The organism is Tractidigestivibacter montrealensis (assembly GCF_024741235.1).
In the GTDB taxonomy this organism is placed as follows: domain Bacteria; phylum Actinomycetota; class Coriobacteriia; order Coriobacteriales; family Atopobiaceae; genus Tractidigestivibacter; species Tractidigestivibacter montrealensis.
Genome location: NZ_JANSKA010000001.1, coordinates 196923 through 220738, shown reverse-complemented (window position 1 = coordinate 220738; position 23816 = coordinate 196923). Strand labels below are relative to the sequence as shown.

At 63.9% G+C, this 23816-nt stretch carries 19 protein-coding genes; 12 read left to right on the top strand and 7 right to left on the bottom strand.

Annotated features, from left to right (window positions below):
* The first annotated feature begins 4 nt into the window (after positions 1-4).
* From NVS32_RS00895 to NVS32_RS00885, 3 genes are read left to right on the top strand one after another with little or no spacing between them, the layout of a single operon-like run.
* On the top strand, positions 5-1588 hold the full coding sequence (locus NVS32_RS00895) for an MBOAT family O-acyltransferase (protein WP_258498362.1): 1584 nt from the start codon (positions 5-7) through the stop codon (positions 1586-1588).
* Positions 1575-2981, top strand: a complete 1407-nt coding sequence (locus tag NVS32_RS00890) for an SGNH/GDSL hydrolase family protein (RefSeq protein ID WP_258498361.1) — start codon at positions 1575-1577, stop codon at positions 2979-2981. The genes NVS32_RS00895 and NVS32_RS00890 overlap by 14 nt, the downstream gene beginning before the upstream one ends.
* 53 nt (positions 2982-3034) lie before the next feature.
* Positions 3035-4435: an SGNH/GDSL hydrolase family protein gene (locus NVS32_RS00885; RefSeq protein WP_147335497.1), complete on the top strand. Its 1401-nt coding sequence runs from the start codon at positions 3035-3037 to the stop codon at positions 4433-4435.
* Positions 4436-4717: 282 nt separating this feature from the next.
* On the opposite strand, the gene NVS32_RS00880 is transcribed toward NVS32_RS00885, so the two are convergent.
* Complete coding sequence (locus NVS32_RS00880; RefSeq protein WP_258498360.1) at positions 4718-5989, bottom strand: esterase family protein; 1272 nt, start codon at positions 5987-5989, stop codon at positions 4718-4720.
* A gap of 290 nt (positions 5990-6279) precedes the next feature.
* Here NVS32_RS00880 and NVS32_RS00875 point away from each other — a divergent pair, with 290 nt between their 5' ends.
* The 5 genes from NVS32_RS00875 to NVS32_RS00855 all read left to right on the top strand — a co-directional run bounded on the left by NVS32_RS00875 (position 6280) and on the right by NVS32_RS00855 (position 14184).
* Positions 6280-7719: a CHAD domain-containing protein gene (locus NVS32_RS00875; RefSeq protein WP_032110306.1), complete on the top strand. Its 1440-nt coding sequence runs from the start codon at positions 6280-6282 to the stop codon at positions 7717-7719.
* Positions 7720-7731: 12 nt separating this feature from the next.
* Entirely contained in the window at positions 7732-9096 is a 1365-nt protein-coding gene (gene fumC / locus NVS32_RS00870; RefSeq protein WP_258498359.1) for a class II fumarate hydratase, read from the top strand.
* A gap of 40 nt (positions 9097-9136) precedes the next feature.
* Positions 9137-10420, top strand: a complete 1284-nt coding sequence (locus tag NVS32_RS00865; RefSeq protein ID WP_258498358.1) for an O-acetylhomoserine aminocarboxypropyltransferase/cysteine synthase family protein — start codon at positions 9137-9139, stop codon at positions 10418-10420.
* A 216-nt stretch (positions 10421-10636) separates the two neighbouring features.
* Positions 10637-12457, top strand: coding sequence for an NAD(P)-binding protein (locus NVS32_RS00860; RefSeq protein WP_258498357.1), 1821 nt, complete (start codon positions 10637-10639; stop codon positions 12455-12457).
* The gene (locus NVS32_RS00855) at positions 12451-14184 is read left to right on the top strand and encodes a [FeFe] hydrogenase, group A (protein WP_258498356.1); all 1734 of its coding nucleotides are present in this window, start codon (positions 12451-12453) and stop codon (positions 14182-14184) included. Before NVS32_RS00860 ends, NVS32_RS00855 begins: the two co-directional genes overlap by 7 nt.
* Before the next feature lie 148 nt (positions 14185-14332).
* Here NVS32_RS00855 and NVS32_RS00850 read toward each other — a convergent pair whose 3' ends face one another.
* Positions 14333-14761 (bottom strand): FKBP-type peptidyl-prolyl cis-trans isomerase, encoded by a 429-nt coding sequence (locus NVS32_RS00850; protein ID WP_258498354.1) that lies wholly within the window; start codon positions 14759-14761, stop codon positions 14333-14335.
* A gap of 122 nt (positions 14762-14883) precedes the next feature.
* On the opposite strand from NVS32_RS00850, the gene murI reads away from it, so the two are divergent.
* The gene (gene murI / locus NVS32_RS00845; protein ID WP_258498352.1) at positions 14884-15663 is read left to right on the top strand and encodes a glutamate racemase; all 780 of its coding nucleotides are present in this window, start codon (positions 14884-14886) and stop codon (positions 15661-15663) included.
* Between the two features lie 548 nt (positions 15664-16211).
* On the opposite strand, the gene larD is transcribed toward murI, so the two are convergent.
* From larD to NVS32_RS00830, 3 genes are all read right to left on the bottom strand, one after another.
* Complete coding sequence (gene larD / locus NVS32_RS00840; RefSeq protein ID WP_258498351.1) at positions 16212-16937, bottom strand: D/L-lactic acid transporter LarD; 726 nt, start codon at positions 16935-16937, stop codon at positions 16212-16214.
* 279 nt (positions 16938-17216) lie between these two features.
* Positions 17217-18233: a GGGtGRT protein gene (locus NVS32_RS00835; protein WP_032110298.1), complete on the bottom strand. Its 1017-nt coding sequence runs from the start codon at positions 18231-18233 to the stop codon at positions 17217-17219.
* Positions 18234-18262: 29 nt separating this feature from the next.
* Positions 18263-18997, bottom strand: coding sequence for an iron-sulfur cluster assembly scaffold protein (locus tag NVS32_RS00830; RefSeq protein WP_032110297.1), 735 nt, complete (start codon positions 18995-18997; stop codon positions 18263-18265).
* Between the two features lie 252 nt (positions 18998-19249).
* Here NVS32_RS00830 and NVS32_RS00825 point away from each other — a divergent pair, with 252 nt between their 5' ends.
* Positions 19250-20119, top strand: coding sequence for a DMT family transporter (locus NVS32_RS00825; RefSeq protein ID WP_258498349.1), 870 nt, complete (start codon positions 19250-19252; stop codon positions 20117-20119).
* Positions 20120-20165: 46 nt separating this feature from the next.
* Here NVS32_RS00825 and NVS32_RS00820 read toward each other — a convergent pair whose 3' ends face one another.
* Complete coding sequence (locus tag NVS32_RS00820) at positions 20166-21026, bottom strand: DegV family protein (protein WP_258498348.1); 861 nt, start codon at positions 21024-21026, stop codon at positions 20166-20168.
* A gap of 155 nt (positions 21027-21181) precedes the next feature.
* Here NVS32_RS00820 and nudC point away from each other — a divergent pair, with 155 nt between their 5' ends.
* Positions 21182-22060: an NAD(+) diphosphatase gene (gene nudC / locus NVS32_RS00815; protein WP_258498347.1), complete on the top strand. Its 879-nt coding sequence runs from the start codon at positions 21182-21184 to the stop codon at positions 22058-22060.
* 14 nt (positions 22061-22074) lie between these two features.
* Here nudC and NVS32_RS00810 read toward each other — a convergent pair whose 3' ends face one another.
* The gene (locus NVS32_RS00810; protein ID WP_258498346.1) at positions 22075-22941 is read right to left on the bottom strand and encodes an SDR family NAD(P)-dependent oxidoreductase; all 867 of its coding nucleotides are present in this window, start codon (positions 22939-22941) and stop codon (positions 22075-22077) included.
* A 563-nt stretch (positions 22942-23504) separates the two neighbouring features.
* On the opposite strand from NVS32_RS00810, the gene NVS32_RS00805 reads away from it, so the two are divergent.
* Positions 23505-23702 (top strand): hypothetical protein, encoded by a 198-nt coding sequence (locus NVS32_RS00805; protein WP_258498345.1) that lies wholly within the window; start codon positions 23505-23507, stop codon positions 23700-23702.
* The last annotated feature ends 114 nt before the right edge of the window (positions 23703-23816 follow it).

Sequence of the window (23816 nt, the reverse complement as noted above, 5' to 3'; positions counted from 1 at the left end):
ACTCTTGGATCTACTCTCACTTTCGTTCGTTCTGTTCCTTGCGGTGTCGCTTGCGGCCTACTACCTGGTAGGCCGCATTTGTTCTCGCGTGCAGTGGCTGGTCCTGCTCGCCGCGAGCCTGGCCTTCTACTGCCTGGTGGGAAGGTGGCAGACGCTTGCCTACATGCTTGCCTGCGCCGCCGTCACCTGGGCGGCCCCCCTCGCGCTCGCGCGCATGGACGCCCGCTGCAAGGAGGAGCGCGCCGCCGCGCCCGACCGCGCCGCGAGGAGGGCCGTGAAGGCCGCCTGGGCCAGGCGCCGCAGGGCGGTGCTGGTGGCCGCGCTCCTCGCATGCTTCGGGATACTGGCCTACCTCAAGTACTGGAACGTGCTGCTCTACGAGGTGGGGCTGGCGGCGTCCCCGACCAGCCTGGGGCTGCTGCTCCCCCTGGGCATCTCCTTCTACACCTTCCAGTCCGTCTCCTACGTGGTGGACGCCTACAACGGCCGCTTCGAGCCGCAGGGGAACTTCCTCAAGCACCTGCTCTTCGTGTCCTGGTTCCCGCAGGTCATCCAGGGGCCCATCAACAGGTACGCCGACCTTGGTCCCCAGCTGCTTGAGGGACACTCCGCCAAGGGCGTGCCCGTCCGGCGGTCGCTCTTGCGCTTTGGTTACGGCGCGCTCAAGAAGTACGCGATTGCCAACATGCTCGTTGGCACCATCGACAAGATCTTCTCCAACGTGACGCCCGATATCCCCGGCAGCGTGGTGGTCTTCGGCATCCTGCTCTACTCGGCCCAGCAGTACGGCGACTTCTCCGGCGGCATAGACATGGTGGAGGCCGCCTCCTCGCTCTTCGGCGTGGACATGGCCGAGAACTTCCGCCGCCCGTACTTCTCGGTCTCCCTCGCCGACTTCTGGCGCCGCTGGCACATCACCCTGGGCACCTGGATGCGCGACTACGTGTTCTTCCCGTTCGCGGTCTCGCGCCCCATGCGTGCGCTCGGCGCCAGGGCCTCCCGCCTGGGCGAGCACCTGGGCCGGACCCTGCCCGCCTGCGTGGCCAACCTCCTCGTGTTCCTGATCGTCGGCCTCTGGCACGGGGCGGAGCCCCACTACGTCGCCTGGGGCCTCTACAACGGCGTCGTGATCGCGCTGGCGGACCTGCTGGCCCCGGCCTTCCGCCGCGCGAACGCCGCCCTGCGCGTGGACACGGGCTCGCGCGCCCACCGCGTCCTCTGCGTCGCGCGCACCTTCCTGGTGGTCAACGTGGGCTGGTACTTCGACCGCATCTACGACTTCGGCGACAGCCTGCTCTGCCTGCGCAACACCCTCACCAACTTTGCGCCCCAGCAGTTCTTCCTGTGGCTTGCGCAGGTGGGCGTGCGGGACTCTGACCTTAAGTTCATGGTCTTCACGGCAGTGGCCTGCGCCTTCGTCTTTGTCGTGAGCCTCCTGCAGGAGAATGACGTGGACGTCGATGGGCACATCCTGAGATGGAACTGCGTGGTGCGCGGCCTGTTCTACTCTGCAGTCCTTGGCCTCATCGTCATCACGAGCTTCCTCACCCAGAACGCTGCCGGGGGGTTCATGTATGCCAACTTCTAGGGGGAGGCGCTCCGGCGGGGAAACGCGTGACGCCGCTCCTCGCAGCTGGCGCAGGAAGGTCGTGGAGACGCTCGTCGTGCTTGCCGTTATCGTTGCGGTAGACGCGCTCTGCTCGTTTGCCCTCGAGCAGTACGGGTCGCTCTCGAGCGTCATGTGGAGCGAGTACCGCGCGGCGGCAGGGGAGAGCATCGACACCGTTGTGGTGGGCTCCTCCACGGCGCAGCGCGCCTTTGACCCTGCCGTCTTGGACGCGACGCTGGGCACAACCACCTTCTCAATGGCCACGCCCGCTCAGCCGCTCGACGACTCCTACACGGCGGCAAAGCAGGCCATCGAGGACCACCACGTGCGTCGCGTGATTCTGGGCGTGGACTACGAGTCCCTCTCGAACGAAAACTGGGCAGGCTCGCATGTTGCCTTCGCCCGCGCCAAGATGGACGGCGAGTCGCTTTCCCAGGCCGTGGCAGACTACTGGAAGCTGCTTGTGAGCCCCGCCTTCTTTGGGCGGGCGGACTCGCTGTGCGCGCTCTTCCCGTGGGGCTACAACCACGTGAAGCTCGACCCCGGAAGCGTTGTGGCAAACGTGCGCGAGCGCCTGAGCGGTGACAGCACGCTAGAGGCGGCGGCGGTCGTGAACGGCGGCTGGACCTACTATGGCAACGGCTACGGCAACTACGATAACGTCATCGACTACTCCCTGGCGAGAAAGGACACCTCTGTTGCCATCCATGGTCTGGACGACTTCAAGGAGACCTGCCTTGACCAGGTGGCCTCCATCGCCCGGCTCTGCCGCGAGCACGGCGTGCAGCTCGTTGTGGTGGTGACGCCGCGCCCGGCGTTCAACGTGCTTGTCTACGGCGAGAAGTATCCGGAGCAGATGGCGCTCCTGCAGCAGGTGACGGAGCAGGAAGGCGCCACCTTTGTGGACGCCAACCTGCTGCATGCCGAGACGTACAGCCCTCAGGACGCCGACTTTGGCGATGGCGAGCACCTCAACCGCGACGGCGCCACGCGCTTCTCGCAGGCGTTCGCAGGGGTGCTCCAGGCTCTTGACGCGGGGCAGGACGTGGGGACCCTCTCGTACTCCTATGACAACTGGGACCAGTACCTGGCCTCGATTCACCAGATCTCTGCCGTGGTGTCGCGCCTCGACGTGGACGGGGGAGGCTCCGCGACGGTCACAGCGCAGACCTACACCGGCACAGACGTCCAGGTGGAGTACCGGTTCCTGTTGGTTGACAAGGATGGCGGCACGACGGTCCTCCAGGACTGGAGCAGCTCGGACAGCTGCGACGTGCCCCGTGGGTCGCACGGTACGGTTATGGTCTGCGCGCGGCAGGTGGGCTCGGCTTCGGACTACGAGCGCTACTGCGTGCAGGAGCTGCCACACTAGCTGCGCTGACGACTGTTGCCTGTGCTGTCTGTACGTGCCGGAGGAGGCATCTAGTGACATCGAGAAGGGCGGATAATGGCACCCCCAAGCGGCCGCGGAGCGTGCTGCGCCGCGTCGTTGAGACCCTGGTCATCTTTGGCATTGTGGTTGGCCTGGACGTGCTTCTCGTCTACGCGCTCTTTCCCTTTGGCTCCACGAGCGAAGTCGTGTGGTCCGAGTACGCTGCGGCAGCCAATCAGGACATCGACACCGTGATCGTTGGATCATCGACTGGCCAGCGCTGCATCGATCCCAACGTGCTTGACGGTGCGCTGGGCACGAGCACCTTCTCGCTCGCGACGCCGGCCCAGCCGATCGAGAACACCTACCTGTCTGTGAGCGAGGCGATCTCCAGCCACCATGTTCGCCGGGTGATCATGGGAGTGGACTACGAGACCATGTCGCTTGACCCCTGGGACAAGGGCACCGTCACCTTTGTTCAGGCAAAGGCTGCCCACGAGTCGCTGCCCAAGGCGATTGGGGACTACGCCTGGCTGCTCACGATGCCTGGATTCCCCTCCACAACGAAGTTCCTGGAGGTTCTCTTCCCTTGGACCCTTGCGCACGTGAAGGGCGGGGTTGGGTCGATTGCGGACAACGTGCGCATGCGCCTTGACGGAACAACCACCATCGAGGCGGCGGAGGTCCGCGACTCTGCCTGGACCTACGTAGGCAAGGGGTACGGCAACTACAGCTACCAGCTGGATACGAGCAAGGCCAGGGAGGCAATGTCTCCCACCCAGCATGGGATTGCCGACTTCACCGATGCGAACATGGCGACGCTCCAGAAGATCGTCGACCTCTGCCGCGAGAACGACGTGCAGCTTGTGGTGGTGGCCACGCCGCGGCCTGCCTTCAACGTGCTGTGCTACGGCGAGAAGTACCCGGAGCAGATGGCGCGGATGCGCGACGCGGTCGAGTCCGGGGGTGGCGTGTATCTCGACGCGAACCTCCTCAAGGCCAGCTATTACGCGCCGACGGCAGAGGACTTTGCCGATGGCGAGCACCTTAATGCCACCGGCGCGGAGGGCTTCTCGGCAAAGCTTGCGGATTACCTGGGGCGCCCTGATGCTGGCGAGGACGTCTCGGGGCTGTCCTACTCGTATGACGACTGGTCCGAGTACCTGGCGTCAATCGACTACATCTCGGCGGTGACGCTTGACGGAAGCGTCGAGGATGGGATGGCGACGCTTTGCGCTACGCCGTACACGGGAACGAACGTGCAGGTGGAGTATCAGTTCTGCCTGTGCGACGCGGGCGGTAACGTGACGGGCGTGCTGCGCGACTGGAGCAGCGACGCAACGGTGACGTGCGCGGTTCCGGCGGACGGGAGCCTTACGGTGCGAGTGAACACGCGGCAGGTGGGGTCCAGCGCGGACTTCGAGCGCTACTGCATGTGGAGCTCGGCGCACTAGGACGCCGTGGGCACCCTGCAAAGCCGGAGGGGCCGTTGCCGCGGCAATCCCGTACGAGATGACCGCGTGCCACAGGCCATTTTGCAGAGAATAGCTCCTTTTCTTAAACGCCCGCCGCGTTTCCGCAGGTCGCCGTAATCGGTTTAAGAAATGGAGCTATTCTCTGCGGGGAGAGCTCCATGTACGGTCGTTGGGGCCAGGGGCGAGAACAACGAGGCATACGAGAAAGGCGAGGCAGGAGAAATTCCTGCCTCGCCTTTATTGCGTGCGATGGTTGTGGGACTAGCGGGTCGACTTGCGGGTGCGCTTCGTCTTCTTTGCAGCGGGCTTTGCGGGCGCGACCTTCTTTGCAGGTGCCTTGGGGGCCGTGGCGGGCTTTGCAGCGGGCTTCTCGGCGGCCGCCGGCTTCTTGGCGGGTTCAGCCTTGGACGCAGGCTTGGCTACCGGTGCGGCCTTGGGTGCGGGCTTGGCTGCGGGCTCGGCCTTGGGTGCGGCCTTGGGTGCGGGCTCGGCCTTGGCTGCGGCCTTGGGTGCGGGCTCGGCCTTGGCTGCGGCCTTGGCTGCGGCCTTGGCCTTTGCCGCGGGAGCTGCCTTTGCCGCAGGCGCGGACTTTGCCGCAGGTGCGGCCTTTGCCGCGGGAGCCGCCTTTGCCGCAGGTGCGGCCTTTGCTGCAGGCGTGGCCTTCTTCGCAGCAGGTGCCTTCGCGCGAGACGTGCGCGTGGCCTTGGTTCCCGCGGGCTTCTTGGCGGTCACGGGCTTGGCCGGCGCGTTCTTTGCGGTCTCGGCAACCTCCTCGGCGTGGTACTTCTCGGCCTCGTCCAACACGTAGGGGAGGAAGTACTGGACCTGCTTCTGCCACCAGGGCCAGTCGTGGTCCACGTCGGTTCCCCAGTAGTCGCACCAGGCGTTCACGCCCAGCGCACGGAAGGCGTCGTCCACGATGTGCTCGGTGCGCAGGCCCTCTTCCTCCCAAGCGCCCTGGCCGCAGCACAGGGCGATCTCGCGCCTGTTGTAGAGGTCGATGTAGGGGTGGTCGTGCGGGGTGTTGGGCAGGAAGTGAACGGGGGAGTTGAAGTACAGGGTGGTGTTCATCCAGTCGCCAAAGAAGAACTGCGCGTCGTATCCGCCGGAGAGCGCGATGACGCCCTGGAAGAGGTCCGGGCGGCGCAGGAAGGCGACAAGGGCGTGCGTTGCGCCAAGCGAGCAGCCCATCGTGAGCGGGCGCAGGTCAGAGCCGTTGCGCTCGTGAACGAAGGGGACGACCTCCTCGCATACGTAGTTGTAGAACGCCTCAATCACCTTGACGCGCAGCACGTTGTCACCGCCGCGGTCGGACCAACCCTCGGCGTCGACGGAGTCGAGGACAAAGAGCTGGACCTTGCCGCCCTCGATGTAGTCCTTCATGGCGTCGACCATGCCGAACTGCTCGTAGGAGTCGCTCATCGCATCCTGGATGGGAAAAGCGACGATGGGCCATCCGGACTCACCATAGACGCGGACGCTCATGTCCTTGCCAAGATTCTTGCTGTGCGCGGTTACCGTTTCCCGATTCATCTGACCGCTCCCCTCAATTTATTGCTCAAGGTTGCAGCTTTATGGTAGCAAAACTGCGTTTCGTGCGGTTTTCCAATCTGATGAATGCAGAACCATCGTTATGCTATCCATTTGTGCGCTGCGCGCCAGGAGGACGTAACCTCGTCCACCAAAGCTGGTCGACCACCGAACCTCGCAGTTAACGCCGTTGTCACGGCGTCCTGCTATGCTAAAACCTCATGCGGGCAGAGCTCGCTTCTGTGCGTTGGGGCTCAGGTAGGGGTAAGCGTTGCGTTTGCGGAGGTTGTCTCATGGTCAGGACCCTTGTTCTCGTGCGGCATGGTAAGGCCGAGAAGGCACCGGATGACTCGTCGGATCTATACCGCGAGCTCACTCCAGATGGCAGGCACGCCCTAGAGATTGCGTATCCGCGCACGTTCTCTCTGCTCGAGGACTATGACGACGTGAACGTGTGGTCAAGCCCGGCAATTCGGGCCATGCAGACGGCGCAGGTGGTCGCAAACGTGCTGGGCGTGGATGGCATTGAGGTTGACCAGACCCTCTACGACCAGAACGTGGACGCCATTTTCGCGCAGATTTCCACCACGTCCGAGGACACCGTGGTCATTGTTGGCCATGTGCCCTCGCTTGATGCCATCGCGTCGCGCCTGTTGGGCATGACCATCAGACTGAACAAGGGTGCCGCGCTGGCGCTCGAGCTGCCGCAGCCCGAAGCTGCGGCGGAGGGCGAGGTGGCCACCCCGGCACCCGCGTCGCTTCTCTGGTTTGTGGATGGCCCCAAGCCCAGCGTTTGGGGGTCGCTCGTCTCCATCGAGGGCGAGGTCACCGCATCTGCCGGTGAGCTTGCGGCCAGCGCCGAGCGCTTCTTCAGCAACCCCGATGACACTGACGCCCTCTGTGACTTTCGCATGGCCGTCCGTAGGCTCCGCTCGCTTGTCTCGTTCCTCTCCCCCTGGGAGTCCAAGAAGCAGGCCGAGCGTGCCGACAAGATCCTGCGAAACCTGCTTGACGCCACCGCGCGCCTGCGTGGGATAGACATCTTCTCCCAGACGGTCGACGACCTTGTCGAGGCAGGCGAGCTGGGCGAGAACAGCCTGCTTCCCGTTGCGTGCGCCCACGAGCGCAAGCTCGAGCGGAGCTCGTTCATGGAGCTGGTGCGCAAGAAGAGCCTCGTCAAGAAGCTCGACGCGCTGGTGGAGGAGCTCTCGAGCTTTCGCTGGAAGAAGTCCGTGCTTGCGCGCGGCCTTAGCGAGGAGGACCTCAGGTCTCGCTTTGACGAGGAGCTCGATGCCCTTGACCAGGCGCTCTTTGGCCTTGACCTCTCTAGTGCCAATGCGGTCTACGACGCCCGTCGCGACGCGAAGGAGCTGCACTACGTGGCTAACCGCCTGGGCGTGGTGCTGGGCGACGAGCGCGCGCAGATGAGCCAGTACATGGACGAGATTCAGCGCGACCTGGGTGCGCTCTGCAACGCGCGCACCAACGCGACGCTGGCAGACGAGTTTCGCCACAGCCCGCGCTTCCGCGGCGTGCGCGCAGACCTTGGTGTTGCCGGGCGCGACCAGAGCGAGGTCGTCTCGGCGATTGTCTCGGGCATGAAGCGTCGCGAGGCAAGCGACGAGGCCGCGGAGGAGGGTGCGCTGTCCGAGGAGGCGCCTGCCGCGGACGCCGCTGAGGTCGAGAGCACCGCCCCCACCGAGGACGCCACGACCGAAACCCCTGTGGAATAGGAGACGCAGCGCATGGAGTATCGCCGCGAGCACGACTCGATGGGGGAGGTCCTTGTCCCCGCGGATGCTCTCTGGGGCGCCCAGACCCAGCGAAGCCACGAGAACTTCCCCATAGGCGCCGAGCGTATGCCCAAAGAGATCATCCGTGCGTTTGCAGTGCTCAAGAAGGCCGCCGCGCTGGCAAACGCATCGCTTGGCCGCATGGACGAGAAGGACGCCGGGCTTATTGCCCAGGTGGCGGACGAGATCCTTGCTGGCAAGCTTGACGGGCAGTTCCCGCTGGTGGTGTGGCAGACGGGGTCGGGCACGCAGTCCAACATGAACGTCAACGAGGTCATCGCCAACCGCGGCAATGCCCTTGCCGGCGAGCGGCGCCTGCACCCCAACGACACCGTGAACATGAGCCAGAGCTCCAACGACACCTTCCCCACGGCCCTGCACATCGCGGCCGCCACGGCCATCACGCAGGACCTTCTCCCCGCAATCGACCAGCTCGTGGCAACGCTGCGACAGCTTGAGGAGAGAAGCGCCGGCATCGTGAAGTGCGGGCGCACGCACCTGCAGGACGCCGTGCCCATTGCCTTCTCGCAGGAGGTCTCTGGCTGGCGCGGCCTGCTGGAGGACTCGCGCGAGCAGCTCGAGGCAACACTTCCGGGGCTCTACCGCTTGGCGCTCGGCGGCACCGCCGTGGGCACCGGCCTCAACGCGCCAGAGGGCTTCGACACGGCCGTCGCCGCGCAGGTTGCCAGCCTCACGGGCATGCCGTTTGTCTCGGCGCCCAACAAGTTTGCGGCTCTCTCCGGCAAGGACGCGGTCGCGTTTGCACACGGCGCGGTGCGCACGCTGGCCGCTAACATGATGAAGATCGCCAACGACGTGCGCTGGCTGGCGTCTGGACCGCGCTGCGGCCTGGGCGAGATTCGCATCCCTGCCAACGAGCCGGGCAGCTCCATCATGCCCGGCAAGGTCAATCCCACCCAGTGCGAGGCCGTGACCATGGTTGCGGTTGAGGTCATGGGCAACGATGCCACCATTGGCTTTGCCGCCAGCCAGGGCAACTTCGAGCTCAACGTGTTCATGCCGGTCATCGCCTACAACTTCCTGCGGTCCACGCGGCTCTTGGCGGATGCCATCCGCTCCTTCGACGAGCGCTGCGTAACCGGCATCGAGCCCATCCGAGAGCGCATGGACGAGAACCTCCACCGCTCCCTCATGCTGGTGACCTGCCTTAACCCCTACATTGGCTACGAGAACGCGGCAAAGGTTGCCCACAAGGCCTTTGACGAGGGCACGAGCTTGCGCGATGCCTGCATTGAGCTGGGTTTTCTCACCCCGGAGCGCTTCGACGAGGTGTTTCATCCAGAAGAGATGGTGTGAGCGCGGGCGACCCTCGCGCGCACGGCAGAAAGGAGTTCTCATGAGCGAACAGAGCATCGAGACCCGCTGTGTGCAGGCGGGCTACACGCCGGGTAACGGCGAGCCGCGCCAGGTGCCCATCGTCCAGTCCACCACCTTCAAGTACGACACCTCCGATGCCATGGGGCGCCTCTTCGACCTGGAGGACACGGGCTACTTCTACACGCGTCTCCAGAACCCCACGAACGACCACGTGGCCGCCAAGATCGCCTCGCTCGAGGGCGGAACGGCAGCCATGCTCACCAGCTCCGGCCAGGCGGCCAATTTCTTTGCCGTCTTCAACATCTGCGAGGCCGGCGGCCACGTGGTGGCAAGCTCCGCCATCTACGGAGGCACCTTCAACCTCCTTGCCCACACGCTGGGCAAGATGGGCATCGAGTGCACCTTCGTTGACCCCAACTGCACGCCGGAGGAGCTAGACGCCGCGTTCCGCCCCAACACCAAGTGCGTCTTTGGCGAGACCATCGCCAACCCGGCGCTGGCGGTTCTCGACATCGAGAAGTTCGCCGCGGCGGCCCATGCCCACGGCGTGCCCCTCATCGTGGACAACACCTTCCCCACGCCCATCAACTGCCGTCCCATCGAGTGGGGCGCCGACATCGTGACCCACTCCACCACCAAGTACATGGACGGCCACGGCGCGTGCGTGGGCGGCGCCATCGTGGACTCTGGCAAGTTCGACTGGATGGCCAACGCGGAGCGCTTCCCCGGCCTCACGACGCCCGACGAGTCCTACCACGGCATTGTCTACGCCGAGAAGTTCGGCCAGGCCGGCGCCTACATCACCAAGGCAACGTCGCAGCTCATGCGCGACTTTGGCAGCATCCAGAGCCCGCAGAACGCCTTCTATCTGAACCTTGGCCTCGAGAGCCTGCACGTGCGCGTGCCGCAGCACTGCAAGAACGCCCGCGCCGTAGCCGAGTTTCTCTCCACAAGTGACAAGGTGGCGTCGGTGCGCTATCCGGACCTTCCGGGAGACCCGTACCACAAGCTTGCCGAGAAGTACCTGCCCAACGGAAGCTGCGGCGTGGTGAGCTTCGAGGTTGCCGGCGGTCGCGAGGCAGCGGAGCGCTTCATGGCGGGGCTGCGCGTCTTTGCGATCGAGACGCACGTGGCCGACGCGCGAAGCTGCTGTTTGCACCCGGCGTCCTCGACGCATCGCCAGATGACCAACGAGGAGCTGGTGGCAGCCGGTATCTCTCCCGCGATGGTGCGTATGAACTGCGGCATCGAGGGAACCGACGACCTTGTGGCCGATGTGGAGCAGGCCCTGGCGCGGGTGTAAGGGAGCCTGCGTTTCTCTTGTCACTGGTATGTGCAAAACATCCGCATGGCGACAAGAAAACACCATTCAGAGGGGTGGGCGCGAGCGTCCGCCACTCTCTTCCTACCGTTCGCGGATTGACGGTTGGCGTGGCTCCGTCAGCCGGGAAACTTGAAACGTTATGCGCCCGCCTGGGTGGGGACCCAGGCCGGACGACCAAGACAAGGAGAGGACCTTATGGCTAGGCTTCATGTGATGCAGCGTAGCGAGGCCCAGGCCGTCATGGACAGCCTGCACGAGGCGCTTGGCAGGCGCCTTGCGGTTAGCTCGCTCGCTCCCTGCCCGGTGGAGTTCACCGCGGCTTACGTCAACATGTGCGCCACGCAGAGCTGCGGCAAGTGCACGCCCTGCCGCGTTGGCCTGCGCGCTCTCTCGGACCTTTTGAACGACGTCCTGGAGAACCGCGCGGACGAGCACACGCTCGACCTCATCGAGCGCACGGCGCGCACAATCTACCTCTCGGCTGACTGCGCCATTGGCTACGAGGCCGGCGACATGGCGCTTACCGCTATTCGCGGCTTCCGCGACGACTTCGAGCACCACGTCCAAAAGCACGCCTGCGGCTTCACGCAGAGCCAGCTCGTGCCCTGCGTCTCCGGCTGCCCGGCGGGCGTGGACATCCCTGGCTACATCAGCCTGGTGGAGGCGCGCCGCTACACGGACGCTGTCCGTCTCATTCGCAAGGACAACCCGTTGCCCCTGGTCTGCGGCTATGTCTGCGAGCACCCCTGCGAGATGAACTGTCGCCGCGGCATGGTCGACGACCCCATGAACATCCGCGGCCTCAAGCGTTATGCCGTCGACCACATGGAGACGGACTACCGTCCCAACATGGCCGAGAAGACCGGCAAGCGCGTTGCCGTGGTGGGCGGTGGCCCCGCGGGCCTTTCGTGCGCGTACTATCTCTCGGTCATGGGCCACGACGTCACCATCTATGAGGCGCGCCACAAGCTGGGCGGCATGCTGCGTTATGGCATCCCAAACTACCGTCTGCCCCACGAGCGCCTCGACGCCGAGATCCAGTGGATTCTCGACTGCGGCATCCAGGTGAAGTGCGACACCAAGGTCGAGGACCTCGCTGCGCTGCGCAAAGACTATGATTCCGTTTACCTGGCCATCGGTGCCCACCTCGACCGCAAGCTGGGACTTCCGGGGGAGGACTCGGTGGGCGTGCTCTCCGCCGTCGAGATGCTGCGTGCCCTGGGTGACGAGGTCCGCCCGGACTTCTCGCACGAGCGCGTCTGCGTGATTGGCGGCGGCAACGTGGCCATGGACGTGGCACGCTCCGCCATTCGCCTGGGCGCCAAGAAGGTCACCATCGTTTACCGCCGCCGCGTCGCCGACATGACGGCCCAGGACGAGGAGATCGCAGGCGCCAAGGCCGAGGGCTGCGAGCTCCTCGAGCTCCACGCGCCCATCGCCATCGAGTCTCAGGACGGCTACGTCACTGGCCTGCGCGTGCAGCGCCAGATTATTGGCGGCCTTTCTCGCGGTCGCTTTGCCCCGCGGGAGGCGGACGCCCCCGAGGAGGTCATCCCCTGCGAGCGCGTGGTGGTTGCCATTGGCCAGGCCATCGAGTCCGGGCCCTTCGAGGAGCAGGGCGTGCCCTGCAAGCGCGGGCGCATTGACGTGGGGGAGGACTCCGCCGTGCCCGGCATGGAGGGCGTCTTCTCGGGCGGCGACTGCCAGAGTGGTCCCGCCACGGTTATCCGCGCCGTCAACGCAGGCAAGGTCGCCGCGGGCAACATCGACAACTACCTGGGCTTCAACCACCAGGTCATGCTCGACGTGGACCTGCCGCCCGTGCAGTTCAAGGGCAAGACGAGCTGCGCCAGGTGCGAGATGACGCTGCGCGAGGCCGAGGATCGCAAGCGCGACTTTGACCTCATCGAGAACGGGCTCACCGAGGAAGAGGCCCACCAGGAGGCGTCGAGGTGCCTGAGGTGCGATCACTTTGGCTTTGGTGCGTTCCGCGGGGGGAGGATCGAGCAGTGGTAACCCTTACTATCGACGGCAAGCAGGTCACGGTCCCGGAGCACACATCCATCCTGGATGCGGCCAGGTCCGTGAACATCAACATCCCAACCTTGTGCTTCCTGCGCGACATCAACGAGATCGGTGCGTGCAGGGCGTGTGTGGTCGAGATCGAGGGCATCGACCAGCTGGTGGCGGCCTGCAACAACACCGTGCTCGACGGCATGGTGGTGCGCACCAACAGCCCCAAGGTGCGCATGGCTCGCAAGGCCAACGTGGAGTTTCTCCTCTCGCAGCACGACTCCGAGTGCACGAGCTGCGTGCGCTCCGGCAACTGCACGCTGCAGACGGTTGCCAACGACCTTGGCATCACGAGCCTTCCCTACACCAAGCACCTCCCGCACCAGCCCTGGAACCAGGACTTCCCGCTCATCCGCAACAACGACAAGTGCATCAACTGCCTGCGCTGTATCCAGGTGTGCGAGAAGGTCCAAGCCGAGGGCATCTGGGACCTCACCAACCGCTCGAGCCACACCTGCGTGGGCGTTCGCGGCGGCGGCTTGATCGAGGACTCCGACTGCGCCCTCTGCGGCCAGTGCATCACCCACTGCCCCACTGGGGCGCTCCGCGAGCGCGACGACACCGACCGCGTCTTCGACGCCCTGGCGGACCCCGAGAAGATTGTGGTGGTGCAGGTGGCGCCCGCCGTGCGCACCGCCTGGGGAGAGCCCTTCGGCCTGCCGCGCGAGAAGGCCACCGCGCAGCGCCTGGTTACCGCGCTCAAGGGGATGGGCTTCGACTACGTGTTTGACACGGACTTCTCGGCTGACCTCACCATCATGGAGGAGGGCTCCGAGCTGGTGGAGCACCTGAAGCACCCCGAGGGCGTCAAGTTCCCCATGTTCACGAGCTGCTGCCCCGGCTGGGTGCGCTACTGCAAGGCGCGCCACCCCCGCTTCACCGACCAACTCTCCACCTCAAAGTCGCCCGGCCAGATGTTTGGCGCCATAGCCAAGAGCTACTACGCCGAGCTTCTGGGCGTCGACCCGCACCGCATCTTCTGTGTGGAGATCATGCCCTGCCTGGCCAAGAAGGCCGAGGTCGACATTCCCGTGCTGAACGACGCCTGCGGTGACCCCGACGTGGATGTGTCGCTCACGGTGCGCGAGGTGGACCGCATGATCCGCGCCGAGCACATCGACGTCTTCTCGCTTGCCGAGACGGACTTTGACCAGCCACTTGGCACGGCAACGGGTGCCGGCGTGATCTTTGGCGCTACTGGCGGCGTCATGGAGGCTGCGCTGCGCTCGGCATACTACCTGGTCACGGGCGAGAACTGCGACGCCGACGCGTTCAAGGACGTGCGCGGCCTCGACGGCTGGAAGGAGGCCAGCTTCGACATTGCTGGCACCACCCTTCGCGTGGCTGTGGCGAGCGGGCTGGGCAACGCCAACCGGCTGCTCAACGCGCTCGAGGCCGGCGAGGTCTCCTACGACTTTGTCGAGATCATGGCGTGCCCGGGAGGCTGCTCTGGCGGCGGCGGTCTGCCTATCCACGATGGCGAGGAGCTCGCGGGCGTCCGCGGCGACGTCCTGTGGGGCCTTGACCGCGTGGCCAAGCTGCGCCGCAGCCACGAGAACCCTGCGATCCAGGCGGTCTACCGCGACTACCTGGGTGCGCCGCTCTCCGAGCGCGCGGAGGAGCTGCTCCACACCAACCAGCACGCGTGGAAGATGCCGAGAGAGGCATAGGCGCTGCGGCTAGGTTGCAGGGTACTTTACGGCTTTTACGGCAACTCGCCCTCTGGCGTCAATCCGGCGCCAGAGGGCGAGCTATTGCGGGGTTCTCGTACGGAGTGTGTCTTTGGGCATCGTGCGCTGCCGCCGGGCGTGGCGAGAACTACTCCTCCACCTCGAGGAGCTCGATCTCGAAGTTGAGGTCCTTGCCGGCCATCTCGTGGTTGAGGTCGAACGTGATGTTGGTGTCGTCCTTGGCCGCGACCAGGGCGGGGAAGGGCTGGCCAGAGGGGGTGGCCAGCGTCACGTGGTCGCCCACCGAGAGCTTCTCGGCTCCGGGCATCATCGCGATGGGAAGTGTCTGGACGAGGTCCTCGCGCCTCTCGCCATAGGCCTCGGCGGCGGGGATGTGGACGTTTCTCGTCTCGCCGACGGTCATCTGGTCGACGGCGGCGTCAAAGCCCTTGATCATCTGGCCTGCCATGCACGTGAAGGCCAGCGGTTCGTTGCGGTCGCGGGACGAGTCGAACTTGGTGCCGTCGTCGAGGGTACCAACATAGTGCACCTTGACCTTCTTGCCTGCGTTGCTCATGGGTCCTCCTTGGGGCGGCCGCGCACGGCCGCTTGTGGCTGCAATGGCAACAACTCTACGCCACAATACCTGCGGCTGCGAGTGGCATACTGGTTCCATGCAGGTATCGTGGGGAGGAACGCATGGCGGAGCAGGACAAAGGTTTTGTGGGGGTGTTCGACTCGGGAGTGGGCGGCCTCACGGTGCTGGGGTGCCTTGTCGCCGAGCTGCCGCACGAGCGCTTTGTCTTCTTTGGCGACTCTGCCCATGCGCCCTATGGTGACAAGCCCCCCGAGGAGGTCCTGGAGCTCTCGCGGCGCATTGCCGCTTCGCTTGTGGACCAGGGCGCAAAGGCGCTGGTCATCGCCTGCAACACCGCCACCTCCGTAGCCGCGCAGGCGTTGCGCACGGAGTACCCCACCATTCCCGTGATTGGCGTGGAGCCGGCACTCAAACCGGCAACGCTCGCGCCGCAGCACCGCCGCATTCTGGTGATGGCCACGGCGGCCACGCTGCGGCTGGGAAAGTTCCAGCGTCTCGAGGACCGCTGGGGCGCGGATTCCGAGGTCATCGAGGTGCCATGCGTGGGGCTGGCCGACCTCATCGAGAAGGGCGACCCCGCGTCGCCCGCAATCCACGAGCTGCTCGAGCGCTACCTTGGTCCGTGGCGCGGCAAGGTCGACTCGGTGGTTCTCGGCTGCACGCACTACCCGCTGATTCGCGAGCAGATCCGCGAGGTCATGGGTGACGTGCCGCTCTTTGACGGTGGAGAGGGCACGGCGCGAGAGACGCGCCGGCGCCTTGAGGCGGCAGGCCTTCTCGCCCCGGATTCCCAGGAGGGGAGCGTGGAGCTTCGCTCAAGCATCGATACCCCGGATGAGCTGGCGATCTACCAGCGGATCTTCGAGCTGGCGCGACGCTAGGGGCCTGCGTACGGCGAGGGCGCCTCTTCCAACGCCCCTCTCTGCAACTTGCCCAACGTCCTTCTCTGCAGAGAATAGCTCCTTTTCTTAAACTGCCGTTGCGTTTCCGCAGGTAACGAGCACCGGTTTTAAGAAAGGGAGCTAAACTTTGCGGCTGGCAGTTATGCCCGGAGCAAGTATTGGCCGCCGCTCGTTGTTATTGCGCGATATTCCTCGTCAATAGAACGTTCGCCCAGTTGGCAACCACTACATCAAGGAATTTCGCGCAATAATTTCTACCGAGAAGACCCGATGCCCCGAGGCGAGGCCACGGACGAAGCTGAGGGGGCCTCACCCACCCACCCACCTACCCATCCATCCGCCCAGTCGTTCTTTAGCGGTTGTTGAGATTCGAACGTGACGTTTCCGCAGGTCGCAGTCAGCACGATTCTTAGATGCCGATAAAGAACGGGAGATGGGAGATTGGGGGAGAGGGGCGCAACGGCAAAGAGTACGGCCGGCACCCAGAGGGGGCCGGCCGCGTTGCGGTTCTCGCTATGTTCTGGCTTCTAGAAGATGCCGAGGAACCCGTGCACGAAGAGCGCGGCCACCGTCGCGCCCACAAATGGCGCGAGGCCTGGGACGGTGAGGCCGTACTTCCAGTTGTTGTCGGCCTTGTTCTTGATGGGCAGCACCTGGTAGGCCATGCGGGGGCCAAGGTCGCGCGCCTGGTTCATGGCAAAGCCGGTGATGCCGCCCATGCCCATGCCAACGGCCCACACCAGAAGTCCAACGCAGATGGCGCACAGCAGCAGGTTGTCGCCGGCGTAGTGCGCGATGGCGAGAATGCCCGAGATGAAGAAGAACGTGCAGAACGCCTCGCAGAAGAAGTCGTGGGGCAGGTTGTTCCTGGTGGGGTTGGTCGAGAAGATATTGCGCTGGGCAATGGGGTCAACCACGCCCTCGGAGTCCTTGAACTCGTCCTTGTACATGAACCACGCGGCAACGGCACCCACAAAGCCGCCGAGCATCTCGGCAATCACATACGGGACGAACATCTCCCAGGGAACCAGGCCAAGGATGCACTGCGCAAGCGCCATGGCGGGGTTCATGCAGATTGAGCCGCCAAAGATGAAGAGGCACACCGAGATGCCAAACGACCACGTGGTGATGGCGAACATGTGACCGGAGCCCTGGTACTTGGTCCCCTTGAGCACGGTGTCGCAGTGGACGCCAACACCAAATATGATCATGAGGGCTGTACTCCCAAACTCGGCAAGGATGTTGTAGGGCATGGAGGCTCCTTCTCGCTGTGCTGCCTGTGATGGATGTGGAGATGAATCTGCCGTTCGCAGCAAGAATCATACCGGTTACGGAACAGAATGAGGATATTTACGTATTTCTGCGAGAGAAACGCATAAGTCACGAGGATTTGGAGAAAGGCGCCTCCAAATCACGTAGGCGAGAATCCCGCGCATACAACAACAGGGCCGCCACCCAAAGGTGACGGCCCCGAAAACCGTGCAGCGCAAAGAGCGATGCCGAGAAGCGCAAGCCTGCCGAGAGGCGCAAGCCTACTTCTTGAGGGACTCCTCAACGGCGACGGCGCACGCAACGGTGCAGCCGACCATGGGGTTGTTGCCCATGCCGATGAGACCCATCATGTCGACGTGCGCAGGCACGGAGCTGGAGCCGGCGAACTGCGCGCTGGAGTGCATGCGGCCCATGGTGTCGGTCATGCCGTAGGAGGCGGGGCCGGCAGCCATGTTGTCCGGGTGCAGCGTACGACCGGTGCCGCCGCCCGACGCCACGGAGAAGTACTTCTTGCCGGCAAGCACGCGCTCCTTGAAGTAGGTGCCCGCGACGGGGTGCTGGAAGCGGGTGGGGTTGGTGGAGTTGCCGGTGATCGAGATGTCGACGTTCTCGTGCCACATGATGGCCACGCCCTCGCGGACGTCGTCGGCGCCGTAGCAGTTGACCTTGGCGCGCGGGCCGTCGGAGTAGGGGATCGTCTCGACGATCTTGAGCTCGCTCGTGTAGTAGTCGAACTGCGTCTTCACGTAGGTGAAGCCGTTGATGCGGGCGATGATCTGCGCGGCGTCCTTGCCCAGACCGTTCAGGATGACGCGGAGCGGCTTCTTGCGGGCCTTGTTGGCGTTGTTGGCAATGCCGATGGCGCCCTCGGCAGCAGCGAAGGACTCGTGGCCAGCCAGGAATGCGAAGCACTCGGTGTCCTCACCAAGGAGCATGGCGCCCAGGTTGCCGTGGCCAAGGCCGACCTTGCGGTCGTCGGCGACGGAGCCGGGGACGCAGAAGGCCTGCAGGCCCTCGCCGATGGCGGCGGCAGCCTCGGAGGCCGTGGTGACCTCGCCCTTCTCGGCCTTCTTCAGCGCGATGGCGCAGCCCAGGGTATAGGCCCACTTTGCGTTCTCGAACGCGATGGACTGGATGCCGGTGGTGATGTCATAGGGGTTGAAGCCACGGTCGGTGCAGAGCTTGAGGGCCTCCTCGAGGTCCTTGATGCCGTACTGCTCGCACGCCTTGTTGATCTGGGCGATGCGGCGCTCGTAGCCTTCGAACGTGATGGCCATGTGCTGTACCTCCTTCTCTCTACTCGGAGTTACTCGTGGACGGGGAACGTGGACTCGGTGCTGTGGGTCTCCTCGTCGGTACGAGGATCGATGAACTTCACAGCCTGATCCCACTGGCCGTAGTGGCCCATGGCCTTCTGGACGGCCTCTGCGGGATCGACGCCAGCCTTGACCGCGTCGGTGAACTTGCCGAGGTTGAGGAACTCAAAGCCCACGATCTCGTCGTTCTTGTTGATGGCCATGCGGGTGACGTAGCCCTGGGTGAGCTCGAGGTAGCGCGCGCCCTTGGCTGCGGTGCCGTACATGGTGCCCACCATGGAGCGCAGGCCCTTGCCGAGGTCGTCAAGGCCGGTGCCGATGGGCAGGCCGTCCTCGGAGAATGCGGTCTGGCTGCGGCCGTAGACGATCTGCAGGAACAGCTCGCGCATGGCTACGTTGATGGCGTCGCACACGAGGTCGGTGTTCAGGGCCTCGAGGATGGTCTTCTTGGGGAGAATCTCGGCGGCCATGGCGGCGGAGTGGGTCATGCCCGAGCAGCCGATGGTCTCGATGAGGCACTCCTCGATAACGCCGTTCTTGACGTTGAGGCTGAGCTTGCAGGCACCCTGCTGCGGGGCGCACCAACCAACACCGTGGGTGTAGCCGGAGATGTCAGTGATCTCCTTGGCCTGAACCCACTTGCCCTCCTCGGGGATGGGCGCCGGTCCGTGGTATGCACCCTTGGCAACCGGGCACATGCGCTCCACTTCTGCCGAATACTGCATGTGTTCTCCTCTCCGAACTCCCTCGCCGATGCCCCTTGCACCGACGCGATCGTTGCCGGCCATGCCGGTTAGAGCTCTGGTGCCGGAAATCCTCCAGCGCTTTCAAGTTTACGGCATGCACGGGGCTGCGGAGACGAGCGCGAGAAAAATCCCTGCGCTCGCTATGTGAGACCGTTCTCGGGTCGTATAATCGCCCGCATGCCAAACACGCGTGACATACGAACCGCTCCCATGTGGGCATGGAAGATCGGGATGCTTTCCTGTGCCGTCATCTGGGGCGCATCGTTTGTCATCATCAAAGACACGCTGGACGTTGCCCCCGCATGCTGGCTCATGGCCATTCGCTTCTTAATGGCCACGGTGCTCATGGCGGTTATCTTCTGGAAGCGTCTGCGTGACAACTTTGATTGGAGCCATGTTCTTGCGGGGGGAATCCTGGGCGTGCTGTATGGCGCGGGGTTTGCCGTCCAGAACCTCGGTCTTGCCTACACGACGCCGGGGAGAAGTGCCTTTCTCACTGCAACCTATTGCGTGTTGGTGCCGTTTATCAACTGGGTGGTCGTTCGCAGACGTCCGGGTGCGTCAAGCTTGGTGGCGGCGCTGCTGAGCATTGTGGGAATCGCGCTCATCTCACTGGGGGACGACATGCGCCCGTCGTTGGGGACTGGCGAGTGGCTCACGCTCCTCTCGGCGGTGCTCTTTGCCATCCAGATTGTGTTTGTCGACAGGCTCTCCAGCTCGCACGACATGACCACCATCTCTGTGGTGCAGCTGGGCTTCATGTCTTTGACCTGCGCCGTGTTCTCGCTGGTTCTGGGCGAGCAGGCACCGGCGCTATCCGGGCTTGGCACCTCGTTCTGGTTTTCCCTTGCCTACCTGGTGATTCTCTCGTCCTGCGTGACAACGCTCATCCAGAACGTGGGACAGACCGTTGTGCCGCCGGCTCAGTCTGCGCTGCTCCTCTCGCTAGAGAGCGTGTTTGCGGTTATTGCGAGCGTGATCTTCTACCACGAGCAGCTCACGCCCCAGCTGGTCCTGGGGTTCTCGCTGGTGTTTCTCGGTGTGCTTGCGAGCGAGCTTGGGCCCATGCTGCTGAGAAGGGCCACGGCACAGCGGGCGTGAGCGGCGTGCGGAGACGCGGGGGCTTCGCGGTCCCCGTGCGCTGGTTCTACTCGGCAGCTACCGCCGCAATGCCAAAGGCACCTGGGCCGGAGTGGCTTGCAATCACGCAGCCGGACTTGACCCACTCGATCTCCTGTGCGCCGTGGTCGCGCAGAATCTTCTCGACCAGCGCGCGGATGATGGGGTCGGGCGCGTTGCCCACCGTATACGTGAGGTTCACGCGCGAGAGGTCCATGGGCTCGCGGGTCACGAACTCCTCGACGAGCTGGCCCACGCACTTGACCATGGCGCCGCGGCGCTTCTTGGTAGCCACGAGCTTGCCGTCGAGCACCTCGACCGTGGGCTTGATGCGCAGGAGCGTCGCGCCGAGAAATGCAGCGTTGGAGAGGCGACCGCCCGCGCGCAGGTACTCGAGGTCACCGGGGATGAAGGCAAAGCGGATGCGGCGAACCTGGCTCTCGACAAATGCCTTGACCTCGTCTTCCGTGGCGTCGGGGTTGACCTCCATCATGCGGGCGACGTTGGTGACCACCAGGCGCAGCGCGCAGGAGACGGACTTAGTGTCCATCATGGTCACGTAGTCGCGGCCCTCTGCGGCGAGGTGCGCGCTGCGGTAGGAGACCGTGGTCGCCGCGGAGTAGGACAGGTAGAGGATCTTGGCCGTGGGGTACTTCTCGTGGATGCGGTCGAATGCTGCGGAGAAGTCCGCAGGTGTGCAGCCCGAGGTCTGTGGCAGCTTGCCCGTGGTCTTGTAGTACTCGTAGAGCTCCTCGGGCGGGAAGGAGTCGTCGTCGCGGGAGACCTCGCCAAAGTTCACGTGCATGGGAACAACCACAATGCCGTGGCGGCGTGCGGTCTCCTCGTGGATGTCGGAGCCGGTCTCGGTGACAAGGATGTAGTCTGCCATGGTTGCCTCCGCAGCCTTGGTGGTGATATTTCAACGCATCTCATAGCTATTGTACGGATATGTTGGCGCGCTACGGGCATTCGTCGGCGCGCGTGGGGATAATGCACACATGAGACAAAGGGACAGTCCCTTTGTCTCATCGGGGAGGAGCTGGCGTGATCCAGGAGACGGGCAAGGCATACGACAACCACTTCGAGCCCAAGGAGGCCAAGGCCGAGAGCTACGTGCTGCACTACCGCGACCGCTCGGCGCTTGTGCGCGTGGTGGCTGCAGGCGAGCGCGGCGCGGACGAGTTCTCCTCGGGCGAGATGATCGAGCTGCCGCGTTTGGTGGACTATCCCACACCGCCGGAGCGCACCGTGTTTGCGTTCCGCATTGGCGAGGATGACTTCTTCCTTGCGCTGGACGATGAGGTTGCGACACCGGCGGGATTCACTTACGAGCGCGTGGGGTGGCTGCGCGGGGTGGGCCCGGCCGACCTCGCGTTTGCCGCGGCTGTTGGGTCCCAGCTTGCCTCGTGGTATCGCGACAACAGGTTCTGCTCGCGCTGCGGACACGCCATGGAGCTTGCGCCGCGCAGCCGCGAGATTGTGTGCCCCAACTGCGCAAAGATCGTCTACCCCAAAATCCAGCCGGGCGTGATTGCCGCCGTGACGGATGGCGAGAGGATCGTGCTCACGCGCTACCAGGGACGCGCGCTCAAGCTGTGGGCGCTTGTCGCCGGGTTCACAGAGATTGGCGAGTCAGTGGAGGACACCGTGCGCCGCGAGGTCATGGAGGAGGTGGGGCTGCGCGTGCGCGACCTGCATTTCTACAAGAGCCAGCCCTGGCCCTTCTCGGACACGCTGCTCATGGGGTTCTGGTGCCATGTGGACGGGAGCCGGCGCATCCGCACCGACCACCAGGAGCTTGCGGAGGCACGCTGGTTTTCCCCGGAGGAGATTCCGCTGGAGCGCGCGAACGACCACGCCAGCCTTACGGGCGAGATGATTGAGCTGTTCCGCACGAAGGGTGCAGCCGGGCTGGGACTGTAGGGGCGGCGCAACTGCTACCAGAGGCCGTCTGCGGAGGGATGCTTCTTCTCGTTTGTTGCCACGGTGAGGCCATAGCCAGCGTTTACACAGCCGGCATCGCAGAGGACATCGGTGCCCATGAGGTAGCCGCAGCGCTCGTCGGCGAGGCTCACGATGAGAAAAGTCTGTTCTTCGGACTTGGCGCCACGTCCTGGGCCGGAGTAGGAAAGCAGAATATCTGTTGCCTTGCCTTTTTCCTTCTCAGTCATGGGGGTCTCAACGTAGCCAGGACTTACTGAGAGCACGCGGATACCTCGACGGCGCATGTACTTGAAGGCGCAGCCTGCAGCGTACCAGCGTGCGAAGTTCTTCGAGATCATGTAGGCCATCTGTGGGTCTACGTCCTTGTTGTGCATGAGAGATGCACGGCGGACGAGGCGCTTTACGAAGGCGTCCTCGTTAGTGAGGGCGAGGGGGAAGGCGCGGCGCGGAACCATCGCGCCAGGCAGCATGTAGCCCGAGTTGGAGGCCACGTCGACGATCACGCCGCCGTCCATCACCTTGTAGAACTCCTGGTTCACATAGACCGTGCCCAGGGCGTTGATGCGCACGATCTTCTCGGCGTCTGCCATGGATCCCGAGATGCCTGCTGAGTGAATTACCTTGGTGACTTGGCCTAGTTTTGCCGTGCGCTGGGCGAGGGAGCGAACTTCGGTGCGATTTGAAACGTCGCACGTGAAAGGTACCACGTGGTGGCCATTGGCATTGAGTGCGTCGGCCGTGCGCTGCAGCTTTGCCATCGTGCGGCCTGTGATGACAACGGTTGCCTCCTTGGGCAGTGTCTCTGCCACCGCGCGGCCAATCCCCGAGCCTCCGCCAGTAACAACGTAAACCTCGCCCATTGCCTCTCCTCGCACTCCCGTTCTGAAATTCCTGAGTAAACTTCAGGAATGATAGAGATAGCTCCTTTGGATTGTTGCAGTATTTGTCACTGCTCTGATTATTTTGTCATCGAAATCTATGGGACTCAAAAGTTAGGTGCCGTTCTTGTGCTGAGTCCGTCTGCCGTAGAGATGGCTGGATACACAAAAGTGCTCTATCGGACAGAAAAATCGCATCCGCTGCACAAAAGCGCTCTATCGGACGGTGCTGTTGACGAAGCTATATCAATTCCGAAAATGCATATGCAAAAATTAGACAATTACTAAAAAAATATGCATACATATGCAATCTTAGTAAAAAGATTGATGGTGAGCGAACGAAAGCACCGTCCGATAGAGCACTTTTATGCTGAAGTTTCGAAAACGCCGTCCGATAGAGCATTTTTATGCAGAGGTTGATCTTCCCCATGTCTTTGGAGCCTTCTGAATGTGGCAATGTTGGAGATGGATCTGGGGGGTGCTGAGAACGAACACCCCTGTGAGGTGGAGACAGGCCGAGACGTTGTCCAGGAGGTATCCCTGCAATGTTTCCGTTCGGCTACCGCTCGCAAAACTCCGGCGTCCGTTCCATGTCGCTGTGCCACAGTAATCAACACCGGCTGCAGTCAGCAGCCTCGGCCAAGAGGGGAGGGAACATGCGCATGAATCACCAGGAGCTGCCCATGGACCTTCTCGCCCTCGATCTACTCGGCCTAGAGCTTACGTGCGCGAGCGCACGCTAGGTCCGAGGTCCAGCAGGTATCATTAGACCCAGCTTGCGTTCGCGTCCCGCCTTGGGACAGCGGCAGCTGGGTCTTGTCGTGTGTCATGCCACCATCCCAAGGCAACCTGGTACC

What these genes read in the sequence shown, in the direction of transcription:
- NVS32_RS00860 (WP_258498357.1), top strand. Translation starts at nt 10,637, where the DNA reads ATGGCTAGGCTTCATGTGATGCAGCGTAGCGAGGCCCAGGCCGTCATG.
- NVS32_RS00850 (WP_258498354.1), bottom strand. Translation starts at nt 14,761, where the DNA reads ATGAGCAACGCAGGCAAGAAGGTCAAGGTGCACTATGTTGGTACCCTC.
- NVS32_RS00890 (WP_258498361.1), top strand. Translation starts at nt 1,575, where the DNA reads ATGCCAACTTCTAGGGGGAGGCGCTCCGGCGGGGAAACGCGTGACGCC.
- NVS32_RS00835 (WP_032110298.1), bottom strand. Translation starts at nt 18,233, where the DNA reads ATGGCCATCACGTTCGAAGGCTACGAGCGCCGCATCGCCCAGATCAAC.
- NVS32_RS00820 (WP_258498348.1), bottom strand. Translation starts at nt 21,026, where the DNA reads ATGGCAGACTACATCCTTGTCACCGAGACCGGCTCCGACATCCACGAG.
- larD (WP_258498351.1), bottom strand. Translation starts at nt 16,937, where the DNA reads ATGCCCTACAACATCCTTGCCGAGTTTGGGAGTACAGCCCTCATGATC.
- fumC (WP_258498359.1), top strand. Translation starts at nt 7,732, where the DNA reads ATGGAGTATCGCCGCGAGCACGACTCGATGGGGGAGGTCCTTGTCCCC.
- NVS32_RS00805 (WP_258498345.1), top strand. Translation starts at nt 23,505, where the DNA reads ATGTTTCCGTTCGGCTACCGCTCGCAAAACTCCGGCGTCCGTTCCATG.
- NVS32_RS00875 (WP_032110306.1), top strand. Translation starts at nt 6,280, where the DNA reads ATGGTCAGGACCCTTGTTCTCGTGCGGCATGGTAAGGCCGAGAAGGCA.
- NVS32_RS00880 (WP_258498360.1), bottom strand. Translation starts at nt 5,989, where the DNA reads ATGAATCGGGAAACGGTAACCGCGCACAGCAAGAATCTTGGCAAGGAC.
- NVS32_RS00830 (WP_032110297.1), bottom strand. Translation starts at nt 18,997, where the DNA reads ATGCAGTATTCGGCAGAAGTGGAGCGCATGTGCCCGGTTGCCAAGGGT.
- NVS32_RS00810 (WP_258498346.1), bottom strand. Translation starts at nt 22,941, where the DNA reads ATGGGCGAGGTTTACGTTGTTACTGGCGGAGGCTCGGGGATTGGCCGC.
- NVS32_RS00865 (WP_258498358.1), top strand. Translation starts at nt 9,137, where the DNA reads ATGAGCGAACAGAGCATCGAGACCCGCTGTGTGCAGGCGGGCTACACG.
- murI (WP_258498352.1), top strand. Translation starts at nt 14,884, where the DNA reads ATGGCGGAGCAGGACAAAGGTTTTGTGGGGGTGTTCGACTCGGGAGTG.
- NVS32_RS00825 (WP_258498349.1), top strand. Translation starts at nt 19,250, where the DNA reads ATGCTTTCCTGTGCCGTCATCTGGGGCGCATCGTTTGTCATCATCAAA.